The sequence below is a fragment of the Croceicoccus sp. Ery15 genome (assembly GCF_020985305.1).
In the GTDB taxonomy this organism is placed as follows: Bacteria; Pseudomonadota; Alphaproteobacteria; order Sphingomonadales; family Sphingomonadaceae; genus Croceicoccus.
The window spans coordinates 2529157-2549838 of record NZ_CP087588.1; the positions used below are offsets into that span (position 1 = coordinate 2529157).

Here is a 20682-nt window from a genome sequence, read left to right on the forward strand (position 1 = left end):
GCTACCGTGCAGTAGATTGATCAGCTGGGGAGGGTGCCTCGCGAAGCCGGCGGGCGCGTTCGACAAAATGCTCCATCTGCGTGGCAGCGTGCAAGGTAAGCGGATGCGGCTTCGCATCGGCACGCGGGGATATGAATTCCGCGATTTCTTCGATTGCTGCCAGCTGATTGGCGCTGGCCTTCGACAGAAGGCCGAGCACCATGTTCTCAAGGGCGATCACCCTGATGCGCAACTGGATCATTTCGGCATCGGAAAGTGGCGGAATATCCCATTTCTCACAATCGGCAGCGAGCGCTTCCTGCGGCCCGCAGGGCAATGCCCCGCCTTCGTCTTCCCAGCGCGACAGCGCACCGGCTTTTCCCGTTTCCGACATATGCGGTTCCTTTCATAAGCACCGAGGCGATTGTCTGCGCGCTGCTCACATAGCACAAAGCCATGCCGGGACGCGCCTGGCACGGCGACAGCGAAGCCGGGCAAACGGAACCCCGCGCGTCGGGTTGGTTTGCACGCGGGGTTCCTGAACGGCCCCTTGGGGGCACCTGCGACCCGCAGGGCGTCGGGGGGAGGCGGGGCCGTCCTTTCCTGATCTTGCGATGTTCGTTTGTGTTTTTGCCGAGGGTATCTCCTGGATAGCCGTGTCACCGGGAAACGCGTCCGATCACATACCTTCCATGTCGTGATCGGCCATCGAGGACATGTCATGACCCGCATGGGGATCGGCCGGCTGGGTCGCCTCGCTCGCGGGTTGCGTGCGTGTTGCTGGAGGTGCGGGTGTGGCAGTTGCGCGTGATGCGGGAGAGGCAGCGTGCCGTGAGGCGGGCGTGGCGGCGCCATTTGTCGAAAGAGCGTCCTCCCGAGCGGTCGCTGCCTCATCTTTGGAGGGAGAGGCTGCCGGATCGGCAAGACCCGCCTCGGGTGCCGTGCCAGCCACCACCGCAGCTTCGCCCATAGGCGAAACCTCGGTGATCGGTGTGCTCTCCTGCGCCTCGTCGCAAGCAGCAAGAGCGGACATCAAGGGCGCGAGCGCGAGAAACCCGATCGCTGCATTCAATTTGGAAGTACGCATGCTCTTCAACTCCTTCAGAGCCAAGAAATACCGAGGTGGTTCGCCCCATGCGCGAGCTCGCCGCCAAGGAAGCCCTGGAAGAGAACGAGCGCCGCCATGGAGAATATCGACGCGCGCAACCATGCGCGGCTCTGGCTCGGCCTGCTCGCAAGATAGGCCATCGCAATACCGAGAACCGCGATCAGCATACCGTTCCATCGATGCACCTGCATGACGGTGTCGCCGCCGAACCACAGGCCGGTGTGAATCCATCCGAACAGGACTGCGACCACCGCGCCGATGGCCCCGCCGTAGACAAGTACGCGTACCGCACTTTCCAGGCCCGCTCCTTTCCGGCGCATCACGAACAATTCGGTGGCCGCAGCCATGAGAAACAAGGCGATCGGGAAGTGGATCGTTGCCGGATGCAGCTTCTTCAGTACGGCCATGACGCCGGTTTCACCCTCCTCCGCATGGCCACCGGCTTCGTCATGGCCTCCACTTGCTTCGTCGTGCCCGGCTGAGGGCTCGCCGGCCGCTCCGCCGTCGCCCATCTGCGCCATGGCCGCCTGGTCGGGCGCATCGCCATTGGTGACAGCAGGTGCGGCGCTCGTCTCTTCGCCGTGCTTTTCGTCGCCATGAGCCTGAACGGGTCCGACGAAGAGCAGGCTTGCGGCGAGCAGCGCCAAGAATGAGGGGGCTTTCATGTCTCGTATGTCTCCCGACCCTGCAGTTAAAGTGCGACCTATGTGCCTGATACGCACCGCAGCCGCCTGCCCCTCACATAAATTTGATGGTATTGGCGCGACAGATGTGCGTCCGCCGTATCATGTCTGATGGCGGCACCATCGCGATTGTCGAACGCACTCGGCTCCTGGCCCCGTTCGGCCTGACGAACGGGGTTAAGGCGTTCGCCCACGCGCATTAGCCCCATGGGCTCAGGCGAGTTTGCTCTTCTTTGTGCGACGACGCAGCCGCGGCATCCGGTTCGCAAGCAGGACGAAACCCGACAGGGCTATGATCGTACCGCCAATGCCGAACAGCAGAAGCCACCAACTGTTGATGCGATCGCGCTCGGTCCAGTCCATGATGTGCAGGCCCCAGATGAAATCGAACAGGCGCCAAGTATCACTACGCGCCGCCCCGAGGGTACCGCTGCTGGCATCGATGTAGAGGCGCGTCGAAGCCTCGTCAGCATAGGTGACCTGCCAGGCCGGAAAAGGGCCGCGAAACTCGGTTCCGATGGGGTCATCGACGATCCGTGCGGCCTCGATGGTCGTGCGCGGCCCGGTCCATGCGCGCAAGGCGATGGATTTTGCCGTTGCCGCCGAGATGGGGGAGAGTTTACGCCCAGTCACCGGATCGTGGAGGCTCACGCTACCGTCAACCTTGCGGACCTCGGTCACGGCATCGCCGTCGAGCGAACGTGTCGTTACCGCTGCAAGAGTACCGTCGTTTGCGACCCAGGCCGGGAGCGGGGCATCGGCGGGCAGCGCCTCTTGTTCACGCGAAACGACATGTTCGGAGCGAACTTCTTCCAGGTCGAGAAACGACATGAGGGCGCCGGTTCCCATCCACAAGAGAACCTGGACACCGACGAAAATCGCCAGCCATTTGTGGATCTTGCTGCCGAGCACATGCAGGCGCAGCTTCAGCGACGGCGTTGCCAACCGGTGCTACCTCTTCGAAAGCCGTAATCAGTTGCGCGGCGCGCGCGACGAGGAATGGTACTGGACGATTCTCCACCCGTCCGCATCGTGAGCAAGCACCGATGTCGCCACGCCGTCGCGCTCGATCACCCGGCCATCGCTAAGTTCGATGCGATAGCCATACGTCTCATAGGCATGGGCCATGTGCCCCATCCGGGTGACGGTCAGCGTGGGGTCGGTAAAGGTGAAGCTCACAATCGCGTCGAGCTCGGGGCCCAAATGGTGCTCCATGTAATTGGCAAAGCTTCCTTCGGCCTTGCCATTCTCGAAGATCGCCGACTCCTCGGCGAAGAGCGCGCGCATTGCCTGCGCGTCGCGCGCTTCAAGAGCGGTGCGATAGGCCTTGAGGGTTTCTTCAGCGCCCGCGACATCGTCCGCCGAAGCGTCCATCGCGTGCATCTGATGGTTCGCATGGGAAGAGTGGTCCATCTGCTGCGCGAAGGCTGGCAGCGGTATCAGCGTGGCAACAAGCGCAGTCGCCGCGATGCGTGTCAAAGTCTTGGTCATGGAAGTTCTATCCTTTTTGAGATTTCAGAACCAGAATCGCACACCGACGACATAATTGGTGACGCTCGGATCCTCTCCGGCGGCCCGCGCAAAATCCGCGCTGTCGCCGATGCGCCATTCCTGGGAAACGCCGACATAGGGCGCGAATTCGCGTGCGAACTCGTAGCGAAGACGCAGACCTGCCTCGATCCGGTCGAGGCCAGCGCCAATGCCGAGTTCGGGAATATCCTGAGCGGAAAGTGCGATTTCGGCACGCGGTTGAAGGATCAGCCGCTGCGTGATGCGCTGATCAAGTTCGCCCTCAAAACGCGCCGTCACATCGCCCTTGGTGGAGACGAAGGCCGCGGCATCGACCTCGAACTGGTAAGGCGCGATCCCTTGGATACCGATAACCGCGTGCGTGCGTTCCGGACCGGTCAGGTCCTGGCGAACACCCGCCTGGAAATCGAAGAAGGGCGCAATGGCGCGGCTCCAGAGCGCCTGGACCTCGGCGCCTTCTATGGTTTCGCCGAAGCTGCCCTCACCCTCGGACTTGAACCAGAATTTGTCGATGTCGCCGCCATAATATCCCTGGATGTCCCACAGATATCCATCCTTCCCCTCGCGGGCGCGGTACTCGAGCCGGTCGCCCTGAAACCAGAAGCGCATTCCTCCGTCGGTCTCGCGGACAAGCTCGCGGCGCGCTTCGTTCATGGCTTCCTCGCCCCAGATGGCGACCGCCGCGCGCGCTGGGCCGCTCCCTGCTTCTGGAGGAGGCGGCAGCAGCGGGATATCATCGTCCGAGCCCATCTGCATCGCCGAATGGTCCATGCCCTGCCTGTCCTGCGAAGGCGTCTCCCCATGGTTCATCTGGCTGTGATCCATCTGCCCATGGTCCATCGACGAACTGGCCTCCGCCTGACCCATCTCGCCGTGATTCATCTGCGAATGATCCATCGCGCCTTCGGCGGGCTTGCCCTGCGGCATCGAGCCGTGATCCATTCCTTCATGACTTTCGGGCGATGCCTGTGGACGGGCAGCGTCCACAGGCATTGTCATGCCAGAATGGCCATCCTGAGCGGTCATCGCACCATGATCCATGGTTGAGTGATCCATCTGCGAGCGGTCCATGGCGGCTTCAGGTTGAGCAGCCGGTTCGCATGCTCCATCTGCAACCGGATGCCCCATCGCGCGATGGCGCTCGGCTTCTTCCTCGCACTTCGTCTTCGCGTCAGCCTGCGCCTCGGCGCTTTGCTGCGGCTCCGCCGGCGAATGACCGGCATGCTGCGCCGCCGCGGGGAAGGCGAGAACTGAGCCGGCTGCGACCGATGCGAGCAGGCTGACAATACGAATTTTCATGCTTCGCTCCCGTCGGGATTGGCGACCGTGACGATCTGAAACATCCCGGCATGCATGTGGTAGAGAAGGTGACAGTGGAAGGCCCAGTCGCCCGGCTCGTCCGCCGTCAGGTCGAACTGCGCGCTGCCACCCGGCTGCAGGATTACCGTGTGCTTGAGCGGTTGACGATCGGCCGGCGCGCCATTGACCAGCTCGAAGAAATGACCGTGCAAGTGAATGGGGTGCGCCATCATCGTGTCGTTGACGAGCTTCACGCGCACGCGCTCGTTATAGGCGAAACGGATCGGCTCGTCTGAGACGGCGGAGAACTTCTTGCCGTCGAACGACCACATGTAGCGCTCCATATTGCCGGTCAGATGAATTTCCATTCGCCGGGACGGCGTGCGGCCCTCGCGGTGTGGAGTCAGAGCGCGCAGCTTGCGATAGTCGAGCGTACGATGCGGCACATCGGCGAGACCGATGCCGGGATCGCCCATGCGGTCGACCGGGTTCATCGAGACCATGTCGAGACCGGGCCCGACCTTCACATCGGGCGGCAGAAGCGACGTGTCGCGCATCTGCATCCCCGACATGCCGGCCATGCCTGCCATCTCGGATTGGCCGGACGAACCATGATCCATCCCCGCCATGTCGCCGCCACTTCCGTGGTCCATGCCCGACATGCCGGCATCGCCAGACGAGCCGTGGTCCATGCCGCTCATGCCCATGTCGGCCATGGTCAGAAGCGGCGGATCGCGCAGCGGCGGAATGGCGGCGCGAGCGCCGGGTGCGCTCGCGAGTGTGGCAATACCCATGCCCGAGCGGTCCATCGACTCCGCGACCAGCGTGTAGGCTTGTTGCGCGCCCGGCGTCACGACGACGTCGTATGTCTCGGCCACACCGATCTGGAACTCGTCGACCTCCACCGGCTCGACGTTCTGCCCGTCCGCCTGAACGATGGTCATCGGCAGGCCGGGAATGCGAATATTGAAGAAGGTCATGGCGCCGGCATTGATGAAGCGCAGCCGCACGCGTTCGCCCGGGCGGAAGAGGTATTCCAGATTGTCGAGCGGGCCATGGCCGTTCAGAAGATAGGTATAAGCCGCGCTCGACACGTCGAGGATGTCCGTCGGCATCATGCGCATTTTCGCCCACATCCGGCGATCCTCGCCCGAAAGCGGGTAATCGTCGGTCCAGGTGTTCTGGTTGTAGTTGAAGTAGCCTTCGCCCTTCTTGAGCTTGTCGAAAATCGTGTGGGGCGACATTTCGCTGAATTCGCTCAGCACCACGATATATTCGCGGTCGGCCTGGACCGGATCGGGTCCGGCGGGGTCGACCACGATCGCGCCGTAATGCCCGGCCTGCTCCTGCAGGCCGCTATGCGAGTGCCACCAGTAGGTACCCGACTGGCGAACCGGAAACTCGGCGGTGAAGGTCTCTCCCGGTTTGACGCCGGGAAAGCTCACGCCAGGCACTCCATCGAGCTGAAACGGCACGAGCAGACCGTGCCAGTGGATCGAGGTATCTTCCTCGAGCTGGTTATGGACATTGAGCCGGACGGTCGTGCCTTCCTGCAATCGCAACAGCGGACCGGGGATCGTGCCATTGACGGCGATCGCGCCGCCGCGCCTGTTGCCGGTCGCGAAGGCCGATCGGGCAACGGTGAGGTCGATATTGGGGCCGGATATCTCGTCCAGCCCCTTGCGGGCGTTACCTGCGAGGATGTCCGCGCCCCGTGCCCAGGCAGGCATCGCCCCGGCAAGGCCGAGCAGACCCATTCCTCCTGCTCCGGCTCCGAGAAACTTGCGTCGATTGACGGCGATCATAAAGGGCTCCTGACTTGGCGTTTACCGTTACTTACGCGCGCGCCCAGCCAACCCCTCAAAGTTTTTCGAAGCGCTCCTTCAGCCTGTTGCGCGCGCGATATACGCGGGTTTCGATCGCCTTTTCGGTCGTTCCGAGAAGATCGGCCGCCTCGGCCTGGCTACGCCCCTCGATGGTCACGAGCACAAGCGCTTCGCGCAGCCTTACAGGCATTCGCGCGATCTCGGCCTGAACGAGATTGAGCTCTTCCCTGGAAACGGCCAACGCTTCAGGACCCGGCAAATCGTCGGCGATGGAATGGAGTTCGTCATCACCCGACAGTCCGAAAAAGCCCGCGACCTTGCGCCTGCGCAAACGGTCCCGGCAGCGGTTGAGGACGACGGTTGTCAGATAGGGTCCGATCGGCTTGTCCGGATCAAGCCGATGGCGCGTCAGCCACACCGAAGCGAGGCTGTCCTGAACAACGTCCTCGGCCTGAGAAGGAGAGGAAAGCATGCGTGTCCCGAGCGCGAGAAGCCGACCAGTTTCATGCTCGACGAGTTGGCTGAAAGCCCGCTTGTTTCCAGCCCTCGCCTGCGAAACAAGGGCCTCATCCGGATTGTCGCCCGCCCCCGACATGGCGCTTCAGTCGCGAGGGTCGCGGGTCAAGGCGTCGGAGACCTTGCGGTCGAACTGGCGTTGCTGCTCGGGTTCGAGAATTTCGCGCATGTCGAAGACATGGCGCACCGTTGCTTTCTGCAGATCGCCCATGCGTGCATGCACCTCGTCGATCGCGGCCGAGACCTCGGGACCGTACTCATGCTCGGTTTCCATCGCCTGGGCGAGCCGGGCATTGGCTGCACGCGCCGATCCTTCGAACCGTGCCCTTTCGACAGCGAAACGAGCCTCGAGCGCATCGAGACGCTGCTCCTGGTCGGCCGTCAGGGTGAGTTCGTCGTGCACGAAATCGTGGAGGCCGGAGCCAGCCTCGTGATTGGCCCAGCGGTCCGCGGCAATCGCGCCGAGGCATCCTGCAAGTGCTGCGAGAAGCACCGCGAGAACGATATGCGTCGTCTTCAAACCCTATTGCTCCACATGGAGGAGCGCCGATGGGGACAGCTGTTCGCCCAGGATAAGACTCTCGCCAAATGACGCGGAAGACGTGCCATAGCCGCCGGGCCAACCGCTCGTTCCGGCGCCAGCTCCAAGCCCGACGACGAACAGACCGACGAACAGAGCCGTCCGGCGGCGTCGGTCGGCGATTTCGCCAAGCTGTCCGGCGCGCTGCCAAACGCCATCCATGAAGTCGGCGGGGACCTCGCTGGTGCCGGTGGCGGAAAGGGTTCCGAGCACCGCATCAAGAGAGTGATTGTCACGCATCCGAAAAACTCCTGTGGGTTGCACGTGTCCTATACGCGCTCGCCTGCACAATCCCTTAAACTTCTTTTTTTGAGGGAATGTCCACCACCATACGTAATCGAGACGGGTCTGTCAGAATCGGGTCGAACCCGGGATGAATGGAAACCAACTCGTGAGCAATATCACCGCACCTGAAGATCACGGCGAATTTACGCCTCTTCTTGGCAAGAGCTTTCTGACGCCGCTTTACGACCGGGCGATCGGTCTGTTCACCCGCGAACATCTCTGGCGCCAAAGGATTGTCGAAGAGCTGCACCTTGTCCCCGGCGACCGGGTGATCGATGTTGGCAGCGGAACCGGCACTCTTCTCAAGGCCTTGATGACGGATTGTCCGGAAGCGGGTCTGATCGGTGTCGAACCCGACCCGGATGCGCTCGCGCTTGCGCGGCGCAAGTTTGGCACGGGAGCCGATCTCGTGAAATGGCACAATGGCTTTCTCGAAAGCCTCAAGCTACCCGCAGGGTGGCAGCCGAACAAGATCGTCAGCAGCCTCGTCCTGCACCAGGTCCCCTTGCGCAAGAAGCAGACAATCCTGGAAACCATCGAAAGCTTGCTCGTGCCAGGCGGAACCGTGTTGATCTCCGATTATATGAAGCAGGATAGCCCACTCATGCGGAGCCTCTTCCGGGCGACCGTCCAGTCTCTTGACGGCATAAGCGACACGCAGCCCAGCGCCGACGGCGAAGTCGAAAAACTGTTCGCCGAAATCTTCACCGAGCCATGCCTGCTCCAACGGTTCCCGACGGCAACCGGGACGATCTCGCTATGGCGCGGATACAAGAAAGGAATTGCACAATGAATTTGAAAAAGCCTTCGCTGCTCCGGCGATCGATTAGCGGCGCGGCCTTGCTCGTGCTGGCAGCCTGTTCGAACGTGGCTCAGGCAGCGACCTATACGATGTTCCGGGATCCAGGATGTGGGTGCTGTCTCAACTGGGCAGGCCATGTCGAAGGCGGGATGAACACGAAGGTGGCATCGGTCGACAGCAACGACATGGCGGCGATCAAGACCGCGCGGGGCGTACCCCAAGAGTTATGGTCATGCCATACGATGGAGGTCGATGGATACATCATCGAAGGTCACGTGCCTGCAGAAGCCGTCGCCAAGCTTTTGCGCGAACGGCCCGCCGGCGTTGCCGGCCTCGCGGTTCCGGGAATGCCTCTGGGATCGCCCGGCATGGAGACCGGAAACCGGATCCAGCCTTACGACGTCATCGCCTTTGGCCCAACCGGACAGAGCGTCTTCGCGTCCTTTCCGTAAGGGGGTGAAGCCACTCCATGCGTCGGCATGAAAGGTTGCAGGCGATGAGGACTAATTGCGGGAAGCGACACAGAAGCCTGTCGAACTTCTCGCCGGGTCCGGGCTGGCTGCCCCCACAGTCCCGGACCCTTCCAATTTGTATGATTGCAGCACGCACGAAATAGGAGAAATGCGATAGTCAAAAGCTCGGTCAGAAATGCTGGATCTTTTTAAGGGGTGAACCTCTGCCCAACGTACTGCTTGTCGTGATGCTTCTCGGACGGGATGACATAGACAGGGGAAAGACTTGCAGACAGATGGCGACGATCAACATAGCGAGAATGCGGGCTCGATAACGTTGCTGGGCGGTGTCGCGATGGGGACCGGCGTCATGATTGGCGCAGGTATCTTCGCACTGACCGGCCAGATTGCCGAACTGGCTGGACCGTTATTTCCGCTTTCTTTCATAGTCGGCGCGCTGGTTACCTCGCTTGCCGCCTACAGCTACATCAAGATGTCGAACCGCTGGCCCTCCTCTGGCGGCATCGCGATGATCCTTCAGAAGGCTTACGGACCGGGCGTCGTTGCAGCATCGGCATCGCTCCTGATGGCGCTGTCGATGGTCATCAACGAAAGCCTGGTCGCTCGGACCTTCGCGACCTATGCCTTGCGGCCCTTTGGGCTCGAAAGCAGCGGCATTCTGGTCTCCGTCGCGGCACTGGCCCTCATCGTTTTCGCCTATTTCGTGAATGCTGCCGGCAACAAATCGGTCAGCGGGTTTTCGCTCATTATGTCGGCAATCAAGATCGGCGGCATCGCCCTGTTCGCAATTGCGGCGATCTGGGCCACCGGATTTTCAGGCGGTGCCTTCGCAGAGCCGGTCGCGCTTTCGGGCCTCGACGCGTTGCTCGCTTCGGTCGCTTTCTCGATCCTCGCTTTCAAGGGTTTCACCACCATCACCAACAGCGGCGGCGAAATCATCGATCCGCATCGGAATGTCGGCAGAACCATTATCATTTCGATCGCAGTATGCGTGGTCGTCTACCTTCTCGTCGCGGTGGCGGTCGGCGCCAGCCTCAGCACTTCAGAAATAGCCGAGGCGCGCGATTACTCTCTTGCGGCAGCTGCGCGCCCCGCGCTCGGAGAGCTTGGCTTCTATTTCACAGTCGCAATCGCGATCGCAGCCACGACCTCGGGTGTCATCGCCAGTGTTTTCGCCGTTTCGCGAATGCTGACGATGCTGACCGAGATGAAGATGATCCCGCATAGCCATTTCGGCATGAGCGGACCGATCCGCAGTCACATGCTGGTCTATACCGTAGTGATTGCCGGCACGCTCGCGGTCCTGTTCGATCTGTCGCGGATCGCTTCGCTCGGAGCATTTTTCTATCTCGTAATGGACATGCTTGTGCATTGGGGCGTGCTGCGCGGTTTGCGGGAAGAGATCGGTGCGCGTGCCTGGGTGCTATGGTCGGCACTCGTGGCGGACAGCGTAGTCCTGACAGCTTTTGCCTTCGCCAAGCTCAAAACCGACCCTGCGGTCGTCGCCTATGCGGTCGCAGGCATTGCCGCCGTTTTCATCGCCGAATGGTTCTATTTGTCCAGGCGTTCGCAAGCGATGGACTCCGCTTCAGAAAGACCGGCGGAAGAGAGGCGGTGACCCCGTTAGTAGAACACGAGCGCAAAGGCAGCGACCAAAAGCCGACGAGGATCGAGGCGCCAAGTTCGCGGATCAAAAGAAATTCAAGACGGAGCATATCGTGACGACTAAAACTGCCACCGTTTACCGAATGGTCATGCCGGACCACGTTTGTCCGTATGGATTGAAAACGGTCGATTTGCTCAAACGCGAAGGTTTCGAGGTGGACGACCACCATTTGAAAACGCGCGAGGAGACCGATGCGTTCAAAGAGCAGCATGGGGTAGAAACCACCCCCCAAACCTTCATCGGCGGGAAGCGCATCGGAGGTTACGACGATGTCCGTGAGCATGTCGGCAAGAAAAGAACGCAAGCCGGTGATGACGAGACCAGCTACCAGCCCGTCATTGCCATTTTCGGCGTCGCTTTCCTCCTGGGTCTGGCAATTAGCTGGTACGTTTTCGACACGATTTTCACGGTGGAAGCGGTCGAATGGTTTGTCAGCCTATCGATGGCCTTGCTCGCGATCCAGAAGTTGCAGGACGTGCGCAGCTTCTCGACCATGTTCCTCAACTACGATCTGCTGGCGCGACGCTGGGTACGATATGGATTTCTATATCCGTTCGGTGAGGGTTTGGCTGGAATATTAATGGTCGCGCACGCGCTTCCGATCGTCTCGGTTCCGGTATCGCTGTTCATAGGGACGGTCGGCGCGGTCAGCGTGTTCAAGGCGGTCTACATCGACAAGCGCGAGTTGAAATGCGCTTGCGTCGGCGGAAGCAGCAACGTGCCGCTCGGCTTCGTATCGTTGACCGAGAACCTGTTCATGATCGGTATGGGTCTTTGGATGGGTGCCAAGGCCCTGGGTTGGGTCTCGCTATGATTTGGGCACTGCTTCTCGGTTTCGCGCTGTTCGCGATCTCTCTCTACTTCCACATGTTGATGCTGCGCGGAGCGAAAGCCGTTTCTCCGCCAGGCAAGGACCCACGCCATTTCCGGCTGCTTGCAGGCTCCAGCCTCGTTCTTCTCAGCCATCTGGTCATCGCCGGCATATTCGCGGGCGGAATGTATCTCGCTTCCGTCTGGGGCCTTGGCGGGCTCGAGAAGGACGTCATCAACAGCTGGATGGATTATTACTACTTCGCGCTGATCACGATCTCGACGGTCGGTCTCGGCGATATTCTGCCCGCCGGGCACATGCGCGCCATTTCCGGCATCGCCGCCCTTACCGGGTTCCTGATGATCAGTTGCACCGCCCAATATGTCTATCAAACCATGAGCGAAAAGGAGAATTGATATGGCTGAAGCTAGGCACGATGCACACGAAAAAGGTGGAGGGGGCGGCAACTACTGGCGGTTCATGGCAATGGTATCGACCTCGACCGTGATCATGTTCTTCCTGATGTATGCCAACAGCTTCGACATGGACGACGTTTTCTGGAGCGAGACGCGCTTCTGGATGATGTTCGTCATGGGCGCGATGATGATGGTGGTCATGCTTCTCTTCATGTGGGGCATGTACAAGGACCGGACCAAGAACTTCATCATCTTGGGTGTCGGAGCCGTCGTCTTCGCGCTCGCGCTATGGCTCGTACGCAGCCAGACCACGGTGGACGATACCGAATACATGGCCGCGATGATCCCGCACCACTCGATCGCGATCATGACTAGCGAGAGGGCGAGCCTGAAGGATCCGCGGGTTCGCGAACTCGCGCAGGCCATCATCGTCGCGCAGCGGCGCGAGATCGCCGAGATGAAATATCTCATCCAGGACATCGAGGAAAACGGTCCGCGCACCGAAGAACGCCTGCCCGAGGAGATGCAGCAATGAACAAGATCGCAATCCTGACGCTTGCAGCCCTCCCTCTGGCGGCCTGCAACACCAATACCGCGGTCGGCAATGATCGCGAAGCACAGCTCGATCCCCCGGCAACTGCGGCGCCGATAGAGAGTGCTGCGAGCGCTCTTGCCAACCTCAGCCCGGGCCTCATGCTGCCCGAGACCATGAGCGACGCGGACCTCGCCACGCTGGGAGCCGAGAACACGTGTCAGTTTCGCCTGACTGAGGTCGCGTTTCCGTCGTTCGTCTACGACAACAGCGGTGGCGGCGCGATCAAGATCAACGGCAAGCTGATCCCTGTCACAGCAAGCGCCTCGGGTGAGTATGCGAATGGTGAGCTTCGTATCCGCACGCGCCTTCTCGATGACGAAGGAGACGCGGGCCTGCAGATGCAGGAACTCATCGTCGCCGGACCTCGGATGAAGGACGAGTTCGGGTTCTGGGGGTACACGACCTGCGGCAACAGCGAGGCGTGAACACGAGCGAGCGGGCGCCAGCGTGCGTCGGCGCCTGCTCCATGATCACGACGGGCCCGGCACGCGCGGCCAGATTCATAATGAGGTACGACAGTGGCAGCTGAGCCTGTGACCGATGCAGCACCCATTGCGGTCTTCGGTGCCGGAGGAAAGACCGGTACGGAAATACTGCGCCATGCGGTTCGCAAGGGCATCGCGGTTCGAGCGTTCGAGCACACCTTGCCCGAACCATCGGACCGGGTCGATAACGTCGAGTACTTCCAATGCGATGTACTCAATGACGACTTCAGCAGCGAGCTCGAAGGTTGCCGTGCTGTTATTTCCGCACTCGGTATAGGGTTTAGTCCATCGACGGCGATCGATCCGCCTCCGCTTTACACGGAGGGAACCCGCAGGCTGGTGGAAGCGATGTCGGCAACCGGCATTTCCCGGATCGTCGTGATATCGGCAGCGTTCGTAGAGGCGCAGCCCAGCGTTCCTGCATGGTTCGAGCTCACAGCAAGACCAGCCTTGCACAAAATTCTCGCACAGATGCGCGCAATGGAAGATCTTCTGGAGCGCGCGAAAGGCCTGGAATGGACGGCTGCGCGACCGGGCTGGCTCCTGGACGAACCCTATACCGGTGAAGCCGTCATTTCCGACGAGCGCCTTGCCGAAGGTTGCTTTCGCTGCCGGCACGCGGATCTTGCGGCAGCGATGCTCGAATTCGTCTGCGAGAACACCTGGGTCAACGCCAAGCCCGCAATAGCCCGCCCAGAAGAAGACCGCTTCGAAAGCATGACAGCGCTGAAAGCCGAACTGGGAATCGACTGAGGAGGAGGCGGCATGTTCGAGACACGTACGGCGACAATCGGGAGGGGTCACGATAATTTTGAGACTCTCCGCAGGCTGCATGACCTTGTCTTAAAAGCGGCAAAGCTCTAGGTGAGTGTGATGCGAGCCTTGCGTACCCTAGGACTGTTATTGATCGCCTGCGGGCTATTCGTCCAGTCGGCCGCGCATGCTTCTGCTCTTCCTCAGGTCGTCGACGCAGGCGATCCGGCCTGCGCAGAGATGGAAACGATGGCGGGCGCGACTTCCACGGAAGATGACGGCAGCGCACCTTGCAAGAACCTTCGGCTGGATTGTCTGGTGGCGCTCGGGTGCATTGCGCCGCTCGCTCCCGGCGCTGATGCGACCCTTTCCGAAGACTTACCGGCGCAGGCTGCTCAATTCAGCGGTTTGATCTCCAATTCGCTCGCCGCCCCAAGGCTGGGGCCAGAACCGCCACCTCCGCAATTTCCGGCATGACCCGCGTGCAGGCTTAAGCCTGCGCGCTCCTGCCTCTGGATGAACGGCCTGCGCTCGACGCGGGCCGGTGATCCGGAACGCGTGCCTGACGCGCTCCTTTTGCGGAATGAACAATCATGAAACGAGTATGCTGGACCGCGCTTCCGGTCCTGCTGGCCATTGCGCCGGCAAGTAATGCCCAGTCGGTGGGCTATGAAGAAGCTTTGCGAGCAGCGGCTAGCGACCAGCCGCAGGTTCGAACAAGCGAGCTGCGACTGGACGCCCGGCGCGAGATCGCCGACGCTGCCGATGAACTGCCTGACCCGCGCCTTCGCGCGGGCATCCAGAACCTGCCGGTAAGCGGGCCGGCCGCGTTTGATCTGGGTCGCCAGCTTCCCACGCAGATCCAAGTCGGAATCGAACAGGAGATTCCCAATCTCGCAAAGCGCAGGGCCCGGTCTGGAATGGCGGACGCCGACATCGACTTTGCCGCAGCACAGTTGATTCAAACCCGTTACAGGGTGTGCGTCAGCGCAGGAAAGGCATGGATCTCGTTGGCTTACGCCCAACGGGCTCTGACCGTGGCCGACGATGCGCTTGCTGAAATCGGGGGGCTCGTGCCACTCGCGCGCAGTTCTGTAGCCGCCGGTTCGGCCAGACCCGCCGAAAGTCTCGAAATACGCCGTGCCGTGCTCGAGGTCGAAGATATGCGGACCAAGATTGAAGCCGACCGAGAGGCCGCGCAAGCCATGCTGTCGCGCTATACCGCTCTGACGAACGCTATCGCGACCGGAACCACGCCTTCGCCCGATCTCGATCCCGAAGGTTTGCGGGCAAGTTTGCAAAGCAATCCGGAACTTGTCGTGGCGCTTGCGCAGGTTCGTCAAGCGGAAGCGCGAAGTGATCTTGCCCGATCGGAAAGGCGTCCGGATTTCGGCGTCAATGTGAGCTATGGAAGGCGCGATCCCGACTTTGGCGATGTCGTCTCGGTGATGGGTTCGATCACGCTCCCGATTTTCGCCGACCGGCGCCAAAACCCGCGTGTAGCCGCCGCCGACGCCGAGGCGGCGGCGGCGCAGTCGGCCAGAGCAGACCGGCTCCGTGAACTCGAAGCCCAGTTCGAGACCGATCTCGCCGCATGGCGCAGCGCTTATCGACAATGGCAGCGCGCGACGGACGAACTGCTCCCTCTTGCCGAAAGCCGCGTGGACCTCGAACGCGCGAGCTTTGCCGCAGGCCGCGCGGATCTGCTCGACATCATCGACGCCATCAAAACGCTCGCCATGCTGCGGGTGGAAATTCTGCAACGCGAAGAGGCGTCCGTCGAGGCCGCCGCGAACCTGCGACTGACTTATGGGGAGTATGGCCGATGAGACCCGCAATGGGAGCCGCGTGGGACAGGCTGTCGCCGCGCCAGAAATCCTGGATGATGGCAGGCACGGTCGCGCTCATCAGTCTTGCCGCCGGCTATGGTCTCTCGCAGCTCGGCGAAGGCCAGGGTGGTGCAAGCGACGCGGGCGGCAGTGCGACCGAATGCGAGGAGGTCCTTTACTGGTACGACCCGATGGTGCCGGGGCAGCACTTCGACGAGCCGGGCAAGTCGCCCTTCATGGATATGCAGCTGGTGCCCAAGTGCGCGGGCGAGGAGGCCACTGCAGGCGTCAGGATAGATCCCGGCCTGGTGCAGAATTTCGGCATCCGCACCACTGAAGCCGAGTACGGCGTCCTCGAGCCGGAAATAACCGTCACAGGCGTTCTGGCCTACAATGAACGCGACGTCGCGATCGTCCAGCCACGTGCCGGAGGCTATGTACAAAGAACCTACGGCCGCGCGCCCGACGATGTCGTTGGACGGGGCGCGCCGCTCGCGGATATCCTGGTTCCCGAATGGGGCGGAGCGCAGCAGGAGTATCTGGCCGTCCTGAACAGCGGTGATGAAGAACTTGCGCAGGCCATGCGCGAACGCATGCGCCTTTTGGGCATGCCTCCAGGCCTGATCTCATCGGTAGGGCGCAATGGACGTCCGCAGTCCACGATCACCGTTACCGCGCCGATTGGAGGTGCCATCACATCGCTCGGCGTGCGTCCGGGAATGACAGTCATGGCCGGACAGACGCTCGCCGAGATAACCGGTTTCTCACCGATCTGGCTCGAAGCCGCGGTGCCTGAAAGGCAGGCGGCGACTGTCCGCGTCGGGCAACCTGTCAGCGCGACGCTGACCGCATTCCCCGAGGAACGCTTCTCCGGGCCCATCATCGCTATCCTGCCGAGCGCGCAGGATGCAAGCCGTACGATCACCGTTCGTGCGCAACTGCCCAATGCATCCGGGCGCCTCAAGCCGGGCATGTTCGCACAGGTCTCGCTGACCCCGGACACACGCCGCGCGCTGCTGGTACCGTCCGAAGCGGTTATCAGGACCGGACGTCGAACCATCGTGATGGTGAAGCAGGACGAGGGCGGTTTCATGCCCGCCGAGGTCCGGATCGGCCGCGAAGCGGGTGGAAGGACCGAAGTGCTGGCCGGTCTGTCGGCAGGCGACCAGGTCGTGACATCGGGTCAGTTCCTGCTCGATTCCGAAGCAAGCCTCACCGGACTGGACGTCCGTCCGATAGATCAGGCAGATGACGCTTCCACCGGCGGCGAGGACGCACCAGCGACCTTCGGTGCCACCGGCACGATCCAGTCGATCGCCAATGGTTCGGTGACGCTGCGGCATGGTCCTGTGCCCCGGCTCGATTGGCCCGCGATGACCATGACCTTCCGCACGAAGAGCGCGGCGCAAATGCGCGGGCTCGAGACGGGAGACAGGGTGCGCTTCACCTTCACCCAGCAGGATGCCGGCCCCCGGATCGAGTCTATCACGACGGCCGGACAATGATTGCTCGGATAATCGATGCCTCGATCGCCAACCGCCTGTTTATCGTTCTCGCCGCCGTCGCGGTAACGCTGGCCGGTTTCTGGGCGGTGCGCACGACGCCGGTCGACGCGTTGCCCGATCTGTCCGATGTGCAGGTTGTGGTCCGGTCAAACTATCCGGGTCAGGCCCCCCGGATCGTCGAGGAACAGGTCACCTATCCCCTGGCAACGACCATGCTCTCGGTGCCGGGGGCGAAAACCGTCCGTGGCTATTCGATGTTCGGTGACAGCTATGTCTATATCATCTTCGAGGACGGTACCGACCTCTACTGGGCACGCTCGCGCGTGCTCGAATATCTCAACCAGGTGCAGAACCGCCTGCCCGATGGCGTCACGAGCACGCTTGGGCCCGATGCAACCGGTGTGGGGTGGATCTACGAATATGCGCTCGTCGACCGGACCGGCGGGCACGACCTTGCCGGACTGCGCAGCCTGCAGGACTGGTTCCTGCGCTACGAGCTCAAGACGATTCCCGGCATTGCCGAGGTCGCCAGCGTCGGCGGAATGGTCAAGCAATACCAGGTCGTGCTGGAACCTTACCGGATGGCATCGCTCGGCGTGACTCACGCCGAGATCGTGAGCGCAATCCAGGCCGCCAACCAGGAAGCGGGCGGCTCGATCGTCGAGATGGGCGAAGCCGAATATATGGTGCGTGCCTCGGGCTATCTCGGCGACCTCGACGATTTCAGGGCGATCCCGCTGCGCGCGGTGAGCGGCGGCGTTCCGGTCACGCTGGGCGACGTAGCGACGATCCAGGTCGGCCCCGAACTGCGCCGAGGCATCGCCGAGCTCAATGGCGAAGGCGAGGTTGCCGGCGGCATCATCGTTCTGCGTCAGGGTGCGGATGCAAGAAGCGCCATACAGGCCGTCGAACAGAAACTCGACGACTTGCAGGCAAGCCTTCCCGAAGGCGTCGAGATCGTCACGACCTACGATCGCTCTCAGCTCATTGATGCGTCTATAGAAAACCTCACCACGAAGCTCATCGAAGAGTTTATCGTCGTGGCGCTCGTATGCGCGCTGTTCCTCTGGCACGCGCGTTCGGCACTTGTCGCCATCATCACCCTGCCTTTGGGCGTGCTCGCGGCCTTCATCGTGATGCGCTTTCAGGGCGTCAATGCCAACATCATGTCGCTGGGTGGAATAGCCATTGCGGTCGGTGCGATGGTCGATGCCGCCGTCGTCATGATTGAGAACGCGCACAAGCATCTCGAGCGATGGGAACACGAGAATCCCGATACCGTGCTCGCGGTGAAGGAACGCTGGCAGATCATCGCCGATGCATCGAAGGAAGTGGGACCGGCGCTGTTCTTCAGCCTGCTGATCATTACGCTGTCGTTCCTACCGGTCTTTACCCTGCAGGCGCAGGAAGGGCGGTTATTTGCACCGCTTGCTTTCACCAAGACCTATGCGATGGCTGCCGCGGCCATTCTTTCGGTAACGCTGGTGCCGGTGATGATGGGTTGGCTGATCCGTGGGAAGATCCCTTCGGAAGATTCCAATTTTCTAAACCGCTGGCTGACGAAAATCTATCGTCCGGGGCTCGACTGGGTCATGCGGCGCCCCAAGGCAACGCTGGCGATCGCGGCGCTGATCTTTCTGACCACCGCGATCCCCTTCACCCGGCTTGGCGGCGAGTTCCTCCCGCCGCTCGATGAAGGCGATTTGCTTTATATGCCGAGTGCATTGCCCGGCCTTTCCCCCGGCGAGGCGTCGGCGCTGCTGCAGCGCACCGATCGCCTGATCAAGTCGGTCCCGGAAGTGGAAACGGTGTTCGGTAAAGCGGGGCGCGCCGATACGGCGACGGATCCGGCTCCCCTGACGATGTTCGAAACGACGATCCGCTTCAAGCCCCGCGAAGAATGGCGCGAGGGAATGACGCCCGATCTGCTGGTCGAGGAACTCGACCGGGTCGTCCAGGTGCCGGGCCTCGCCAATGTCTGGGTGCCGCCGATCCGCAACCGGATCGACATGCTCGCGACCGGAATCAAGAGCCCGATCGGGGTCAAGGTGTCAGGCGACGATCTCGATCAACTGGAACGCGTTGCACTCGATGTGGAGCGTATCGCCAAGACCGTGCCTGGCGTGAGTTCCGCGCTGGCCGAGCGGCTGTCGGGCGGTCGCTATGTCGATGTCGATATCGACCGGATGGCGGCCGCGCGATACGGACTCAACATTGCCGACATCCAGCAGATCGTCTCTGGTGCAATAGGCGGCGCCAATGTCGCACGGACCGTCGAGGGGCTGGCGCGCTATCCGATCAATGTGCGCTATCCCCGCGAAATCAGGGACAGCGTCGATGAACTCAGGGCCCTGCCGGTTCTGACGCCGTCCGGCCAACAGATTACGCTCGGCACTGTCGCCCGTATCGCCGTCAGCGACGGTCCGCCGATGCTCAAGAGCGAGCAGGGTCGTCTGACCAGCTACATCTATGTCGATGTCCGTGGCCGCGATCTTACCTCGGTGGTCGCCGATCTGCAGGAGGCCGTCGCCACGGGCGTCGATCTGCCTCCCGGCGTCAGCCTGTCCTATGCGGGCCAGTTCGAATATCTGACGCGCGCCTATGAGCGACTGAAGATCGTGGTTCCCGCGACGCTCGCGATCATCTTCCTGCTGCTCTATCTCATTTTCCGGCGCTGGGACGAAGCCTTGCTGATCATGGGCACGCTGCCCTTCGCGCTGACGGGCGGATACTGGTTGCTCTATCTGATGGGCTACAACCAGTCGGTGGCGACTGCGGTCGGCTTCATCGCGCTTGCCGGTGTCTCCGCCGAATTCGGCGTGGTGATGCTGATTTACCTGAAAGCCGCACTGGAGCGACGGCAAGCTGACCTGGGCGCCGAAGAAGTGGACGAGGCCATCCGGGAAGGCGCGCTCCTGCGCGTGCGGCCCAAGGCGATGACCGTCGCAGTCATCCTTGCGGGTCTCTTTCCGATCCTGATCGGCACCGGCGCGGGCTCGGAAGTCATGAGCCGCATCGCCGCGCCGATGGTCGGCGGCATGATCACCGCCCCGCTCCTGTCCATGTTCCTGCTTCCCGCCGCTTATCTGTTGTTGCGGCGTCCCCGTCCGGAAAAACCGGCGAACCCTCAAGGAGAAGAAGAATGCGTACCCCAACCTACATGATCCTGCTCGCGGCACCGCTGGCGCTTGCAGCTTGCGACGCTGCAGACGACAGCACCGGGACCATGATGTCTGACGAGATGGCGAACTCGGACAGTATGCCCATGTCAGGCGAAATGCCGATGGCGGAGGAGACCGGCGGCGAGCAGAGCGCCAGCGCGGAGGGAAAGGTAACAGACATCGATCCCGGGGCGGGCACCGTGACCATCGAGCACGGTCCGGTCGAAAGTATCGGATGGCCCGCGATGACCATGACCTTCGAAGCCGACGCGCAAATCCTCGAACAGGTCAGTGTCGGTGAGGGAATAGCCTTTGAATTTCGTACTGGAACCGAAGGCAGCGTCGTTACCTCGGTAACGCCGCGATAGCATGATGGGTGG

General features: G+C 61.8%; 23 protein-coding genes. 13 read left to right on the top strand and 10 right to left on the bottom strand.

Annotated elements, in window-relative coordinates; genetic code table 11:
• Position 1 precedes the first annotated feature (1 nt).
• From LOZ77_RS12375 to LOZ77_RS12420, 10 genes are all read right to left on the bottom strand, one after another.
• Positions 2-373 (bottom strand): hypothetical protein, encoded by a 372-nt coding sequence (locus LOZ77_RS12375; RefSeq protein WP_098104451.1) that lies wholly within the window; start codon positions 371-373, stop codon positions 2-4.
• 285 nt (positions 374-658) lie between these two features.
• Positions 659-1066: a hypothetical protein gene (locus LOZ77_RS12380; protein WP_230279347.1), complete on the bottom strand. Its 408-nt coding sequence runs from the start codon at positions 1064-1066 to the stop codon at positions 659-661.
• A 14-nt stretch (positions 1067-1080) separates the two neighbouring features.
• Positions 1081-1752, bottom strand: coding sequence for a DUF2231 domain-containing protein (locus LOZ77_RS12385; RefSeq protein ID WP_230279348.1), 672 nt, complete (start codon positions 1750-1752; stop codon positions 1081-1083).
• A 231-nt stretch (positions 1753-1983) separates the two neighbouring features.
• Positions 1984-2715 (bottom strand): PepSY domain-containing protein, encoded by a 732-nt coding sequence (locus tag LOZ77_RS12390; RefSeq protein ID WP_224801923.1) that lies wholly within the window; start codon positions 2713-2715, stop codon positions 1984-1986.
• Between the two features lie 27 nt (positions 2716-2742).
• Positions 2743-3261: a nuclear transport factor 2 family protein gene (locus tag LOZ77_RS12395; protein ID WP_224801922.1), complete on the bottom strand. Its 519-nt coding sequence runs from the start codon at positions 3259-3261 to the stop codon at positions 2743-2745.
• Between the two features lie 24 nt (positions 3262-3285).
• The gene (locus tag LOZ77_RS12400) at positions 3286-4599 is read right to left on the bottom strand and encodes a copper resistance protein B (protein ID WP_230279349.1); all 1314 of its coding nucleotides are present in this window, start codon (positions 4597-4599) and stop codon (positions 3286-3288) included.
• The gene (locus LOZ77_RS12405) at positions 4596-6404 is read right to left on the bottom strand and encodes a copper resistance system multicopper oxidase (RefSeq protein WP_054522842.1); all 1809 of its coding nucleotides are present in this window, start codon (positions 6402-6404) and stop codon (positions 4596-4598) included. Before LOZ77_RS12405 ends, LOZ77_RS12400 begins: the two co-directional genes overlap by 4 nt.
• A 55-nt stretch (positions 6405-6459) precedes the next feature.
• Positions 6460-7020: an RNA polymerase sigma factor gene (locus LOZ77_RS12410; protein WP_151884812.1), complete on the bottom strand. Its 561-nt coding sequence runs from the start codon at positions 7018-7020 to the stop codon at positions 6460-6462.
• Between the two features lie 6 nt (positions 7021-7026).
• Entirely contained in the window at positions 7027-7461 is a 435-nt protein-coding gene (locus LOZ77_RS12415) for a Spy/CpxP family protein refolding chaperone (protein ID WP_230279351.1), read from the bottom strand.
• A 3-nt stretch (positions 7462-7464) separates the two neighbouring features.
• Positions 7465-7761, bottom strand: coding sequence for a hypothetical protein (locus tag LOZ77_RS12420; protein WP_009823994.1), 297 nt, complete (start codon positions 7759-7761; stop codon positions 7465-7467).
• A 133-nt stretch (positions 7762-7894) separates the two neighbouring features.
• Between LOZ77_RS12420 and LOZ77_RS12425 the strand changes: the two genes are divergently transcribed.
• The 13 genes from LOZ77_RS12425 (at position 7895) to LOZ77_RS12485 (ending at position 20670) form a co-directional block, all read left to right on the top strand.
• The gene (locus tag LOZ77_RS12425) at positions 7895-8599 is read left to right on the top strand and encodes a class I SAM-dependent methyltransferase (RefSeq protein WP_179407704.1); all 705 of its coding nucleotides are present in this window, start codon (positions 7895-7897) and stop codon (positions 8597-8599) included.
• Positions 8596-9060, top strand: a complete 465-nt coding sequence (locus LOZ77_RS12430) for a DUF411 domain-containing protein (RefSeq protein ID WP_230279352.1) — start codon at positions 8596-8598, stop codon at positions 9058-9060. Before LOZ77_RS12425 ends, LOZ77_RS12430 begins: the two co-directional genes overlap by 4 nt.
• A gap of 286 nt (positions 9061-9346) precedes the next feature.
• Positions 9347-10699, top strand: coding sequence for an APC family permease (locus tag LOZ77_RS12435; protein ID WP_009823996.1), 1353 nt, complete (start codon positions 9347-9349; stop codon positions 10697-10699).
• Between the two features lie 130 nt (positions 10700-10829).
• The gene (locus LOZ77_RS12440) at positions 10830-11561 is read left to right on the top strand and encodes a glutaredoxin (RefSeq protein WP_009823997.1); all 732 of its coding nucleotides are present in this window, start codon (positions 10830-10832) and stop codon (positions 11559-11561) included.
• The gene (locus LOZ77_RS12445) at positions 11558-11974 is read left to right on the top strand and encodes a potassium channel family protein (RefSeq protein ID WP_008603934.1); all 417 of its coding nucleotides are present in this window, start codon (positions 11558-11560) and stop codon (positions 11972-11974) included. The genes LOZ77_RS12440 and LOZ77_RS12445 overlap by 4 nt, the downstream gene beginning before the upstream one ends.
• 70 nt (positions 11975-12044) lie before the next feature.
• Positions 12045-12509, top strand: a complete 465-nt coding sequence (locus LOZ77_RS12450; protein WP_008603933.1) for a DUF305 domain-containing protein — start codon at positions 12045-12047, stop codon at positions 12507-12509.
• Positions 12506-12994 (top strand): DUF6692 family protein, encoded by a 489-nt coding sequence (locus LOZ77_RS12455; protein WP_009823998.1) that lies wholly within the window; start codon positions 12506-12508, stop codon positions 12992-12994. Before LOZ77_RS12450 ends, LOZ77_RS12455 begins: the two co-directional genes overlap by 4 nt.
• A gap of 108 nt (positions 12995-13102) precedes the next feature.
• Positions 13103-13807: an NAD(P)-dependent oxidoreductase gene (locus tag LOZ77_RS12460; protein WP_039388617.1), complete on the top strand. Its 705-nt coding sequence runs from the start codon at positions 13103-13105 to the stop codon at positions 13805-13807.
• A 120-nt stretch (positions 13808-13927) separates the two neighbouring features.
• Positions 13928-14284 carry a hypothetical protein gene (locus LOZ77_RS12465; RefSeq protein ID WP_144400834.1) on the top strand — a complete coding sequence of 119 codons (357 nt, stop codon included), beginning with the start codon at positions 13928-13930 and terminating at the stop codon, positions 14282-14284.
• A 116-nt stretch (positions 14285-14400) separates the two neighbouring features.
• Entirely contained in the window at positions 14401-15636 is a 1236-nt protein-coding gene (locus LOZ77_RS12470; RefSeq protein ID WP_009824000.1) for a TolC family protein, read from the top strand.
• A gap of 8 nt (positions 15637-15644) precedes the next feature.
• On the top strand, positions 15645-17141 hold the full coding sequence (locus tag LOZ77_RS12475; protein WP_230279353.1) for an efflux RND transporter periplasmic adaptor subunit: 1497 nt from the start codon (positions 15645-15647) through the stop codon (positions 17139-17141).
• Complete coding sequence (locus LOZ77_RS12480) at positions 17138-20305, top strand: efflux RND transporter permease subunit (protein WP_230279354.1); 3168 nt, start codon at positions 17138-17140, stop codon at positions 20303-20305. Before LOZ77_RS12475 ends, LOZ77_RS12480 begins: the two co-directional genes overlap by 4 nt.
• On the top strand, positions 20284-20670 hold the full coding sequence (locus LOZ77_RS12485; protein WP_230279355.1) for a copper-binding protein: 387 nt from the start codon (positions 20284-20286) through the stop codon (positions 20668-20670). Before LOZ77_RS12480 ends, LOZ77_RS12485 begins: the two co-directional genes overlap by 22 nt.
• The last annotated feature ends 12 nt before the right edge of the window (positions 20671-20682 follow it).

Coding starts and splice junctions, on each gene's coding strand:
- LOZ77_RS12375 (WP_098104451.1), bottom strand. CDS start 373: ATGTCGGAAACGGGAAAAGCCGGTGCGCTGTCGCGCTGGGAAGACGAA.
- LOZ77_RS12380 (WP_230279347.1), bottom strand. CDS start 1,066: ATGCGTACTTCCAAATTGAATGCAGCGATCGGGTTTCTCGCGCTCGCG.
- LOZ77_RS12385 (WP_230279348.1), bottom strand. CDS start 1,752: ATGAAAGCCCCCTCATTCTTGGCGCTGCTCGCCGCAAGCCTGCTCTTC.
- LOZ77_RS12395 (WP_224801922.1), bottom strand. CDS start 3,261: ATGACCAAGACTTTGACACGCATCGCGGCGACTGCGCTTGTTGCCACG.
- LOZ77_RS12400 (WP_230279349.1), bottom strand. CDS start 4,599: ATGAAAATTCGTATTGTCAGCCTGCTCGCATCGGTCGCAGCCGGCTCA.
- LOZ77_RS12405 (WP_054522842.1), bottom strand. CDS start 6,404: ATGATCGCCGTCAATCGACGCAAGTTTCTCGGAGCCGGAGCAGGAGGA.
- LOZ77_RS12410 (WP_151884812.1), bottom strand. CDS start 7,020: ATGTCGGGGGCGGGCGACAATCCGGATGAGGCCCTTGTTTCGCAGGCG.
- LOZ77_RS12420 (WP_009823994.1), bottom strand. CDS start 7,761: ATGCGTGACAATCACTCTCTTGATGCGGTGCTCGGAACCCTTTCCGCC.
- LOZ77_RS12425 (WP_179407704.1), top strand. CDS start 7,895: ATGAATGGAAACCAACTCGTGAGCAATATCACCGCACCTGAAGATCAC.
- LOZ77_RS12430 (WP_230279352.1), top strand. CDS start 8,596: ATGAATTTGAAAAAGCCTTCGCTGCTCCGGCGATCGATTAGCGGCGCG.
- LOZ77_RS12440 (WP_009823997.1), top strand. CDS start 10,830: ATGGTCATGCCGGACCACGTTTGTCCGTATGGATTGAAAACGGTCGAT.
- LOZ77_RS12445 (WP_008603934.1), top strand. CDS start 11,558: ATGATTTGGGCACTGCTTCTCGGTTTCGCGCTGTTCGCGATCTCTCTC.
- LOZ77_RS12450 (WP_008603933.1), top strand. CDS start 12,045: ATGGTATCGACCTCGACCGTGATCATGTTCTTCCTGATGTATGCCAAC.
- LOZ77_RS12455 (WP_009823998.1), top strand. CDS start 12,506: ATGAACAAGATCGCAATCCTGACGCTTGCAGCCCTCCCTCTGGCGGCC.
- LOZ77_RS12465 (WP_144400834.1), top strand. CDS start 13,928: ATGCGAGCCTTGCGTACCCTAGGACTGTTATTGATCGCCTGCGGGCTA.
- LOZ77_RS12470 (WP_009824000.1), top strand. CDS start 14,401: ATGAAACGAGTATGCTGGACCGCGCTTCCGGTCCTGCTGGCCATTGCG.
- LOZ77_RS12475 (WP_230279353.1), top strand. CDS start 15,645: ATGGGAGCCGCGTGGGACAGGCTGTCGCCGCGCCAGAAATCCTGGATG.
- LOZ77_RS12480 (WP_230279354.1), top strand. CDS start 17,138: ATGATTGCTCGGATAATCGATGCCTCGATCGCCAACCGCCTGTTTATC.
- LOZ77_RS12485 (WP_230279355.1), top strand. CDS start 20,284: ATGCGTACCCCAACCTACATGATCCTGCTCGCGGCACCGCTGGCGCTT.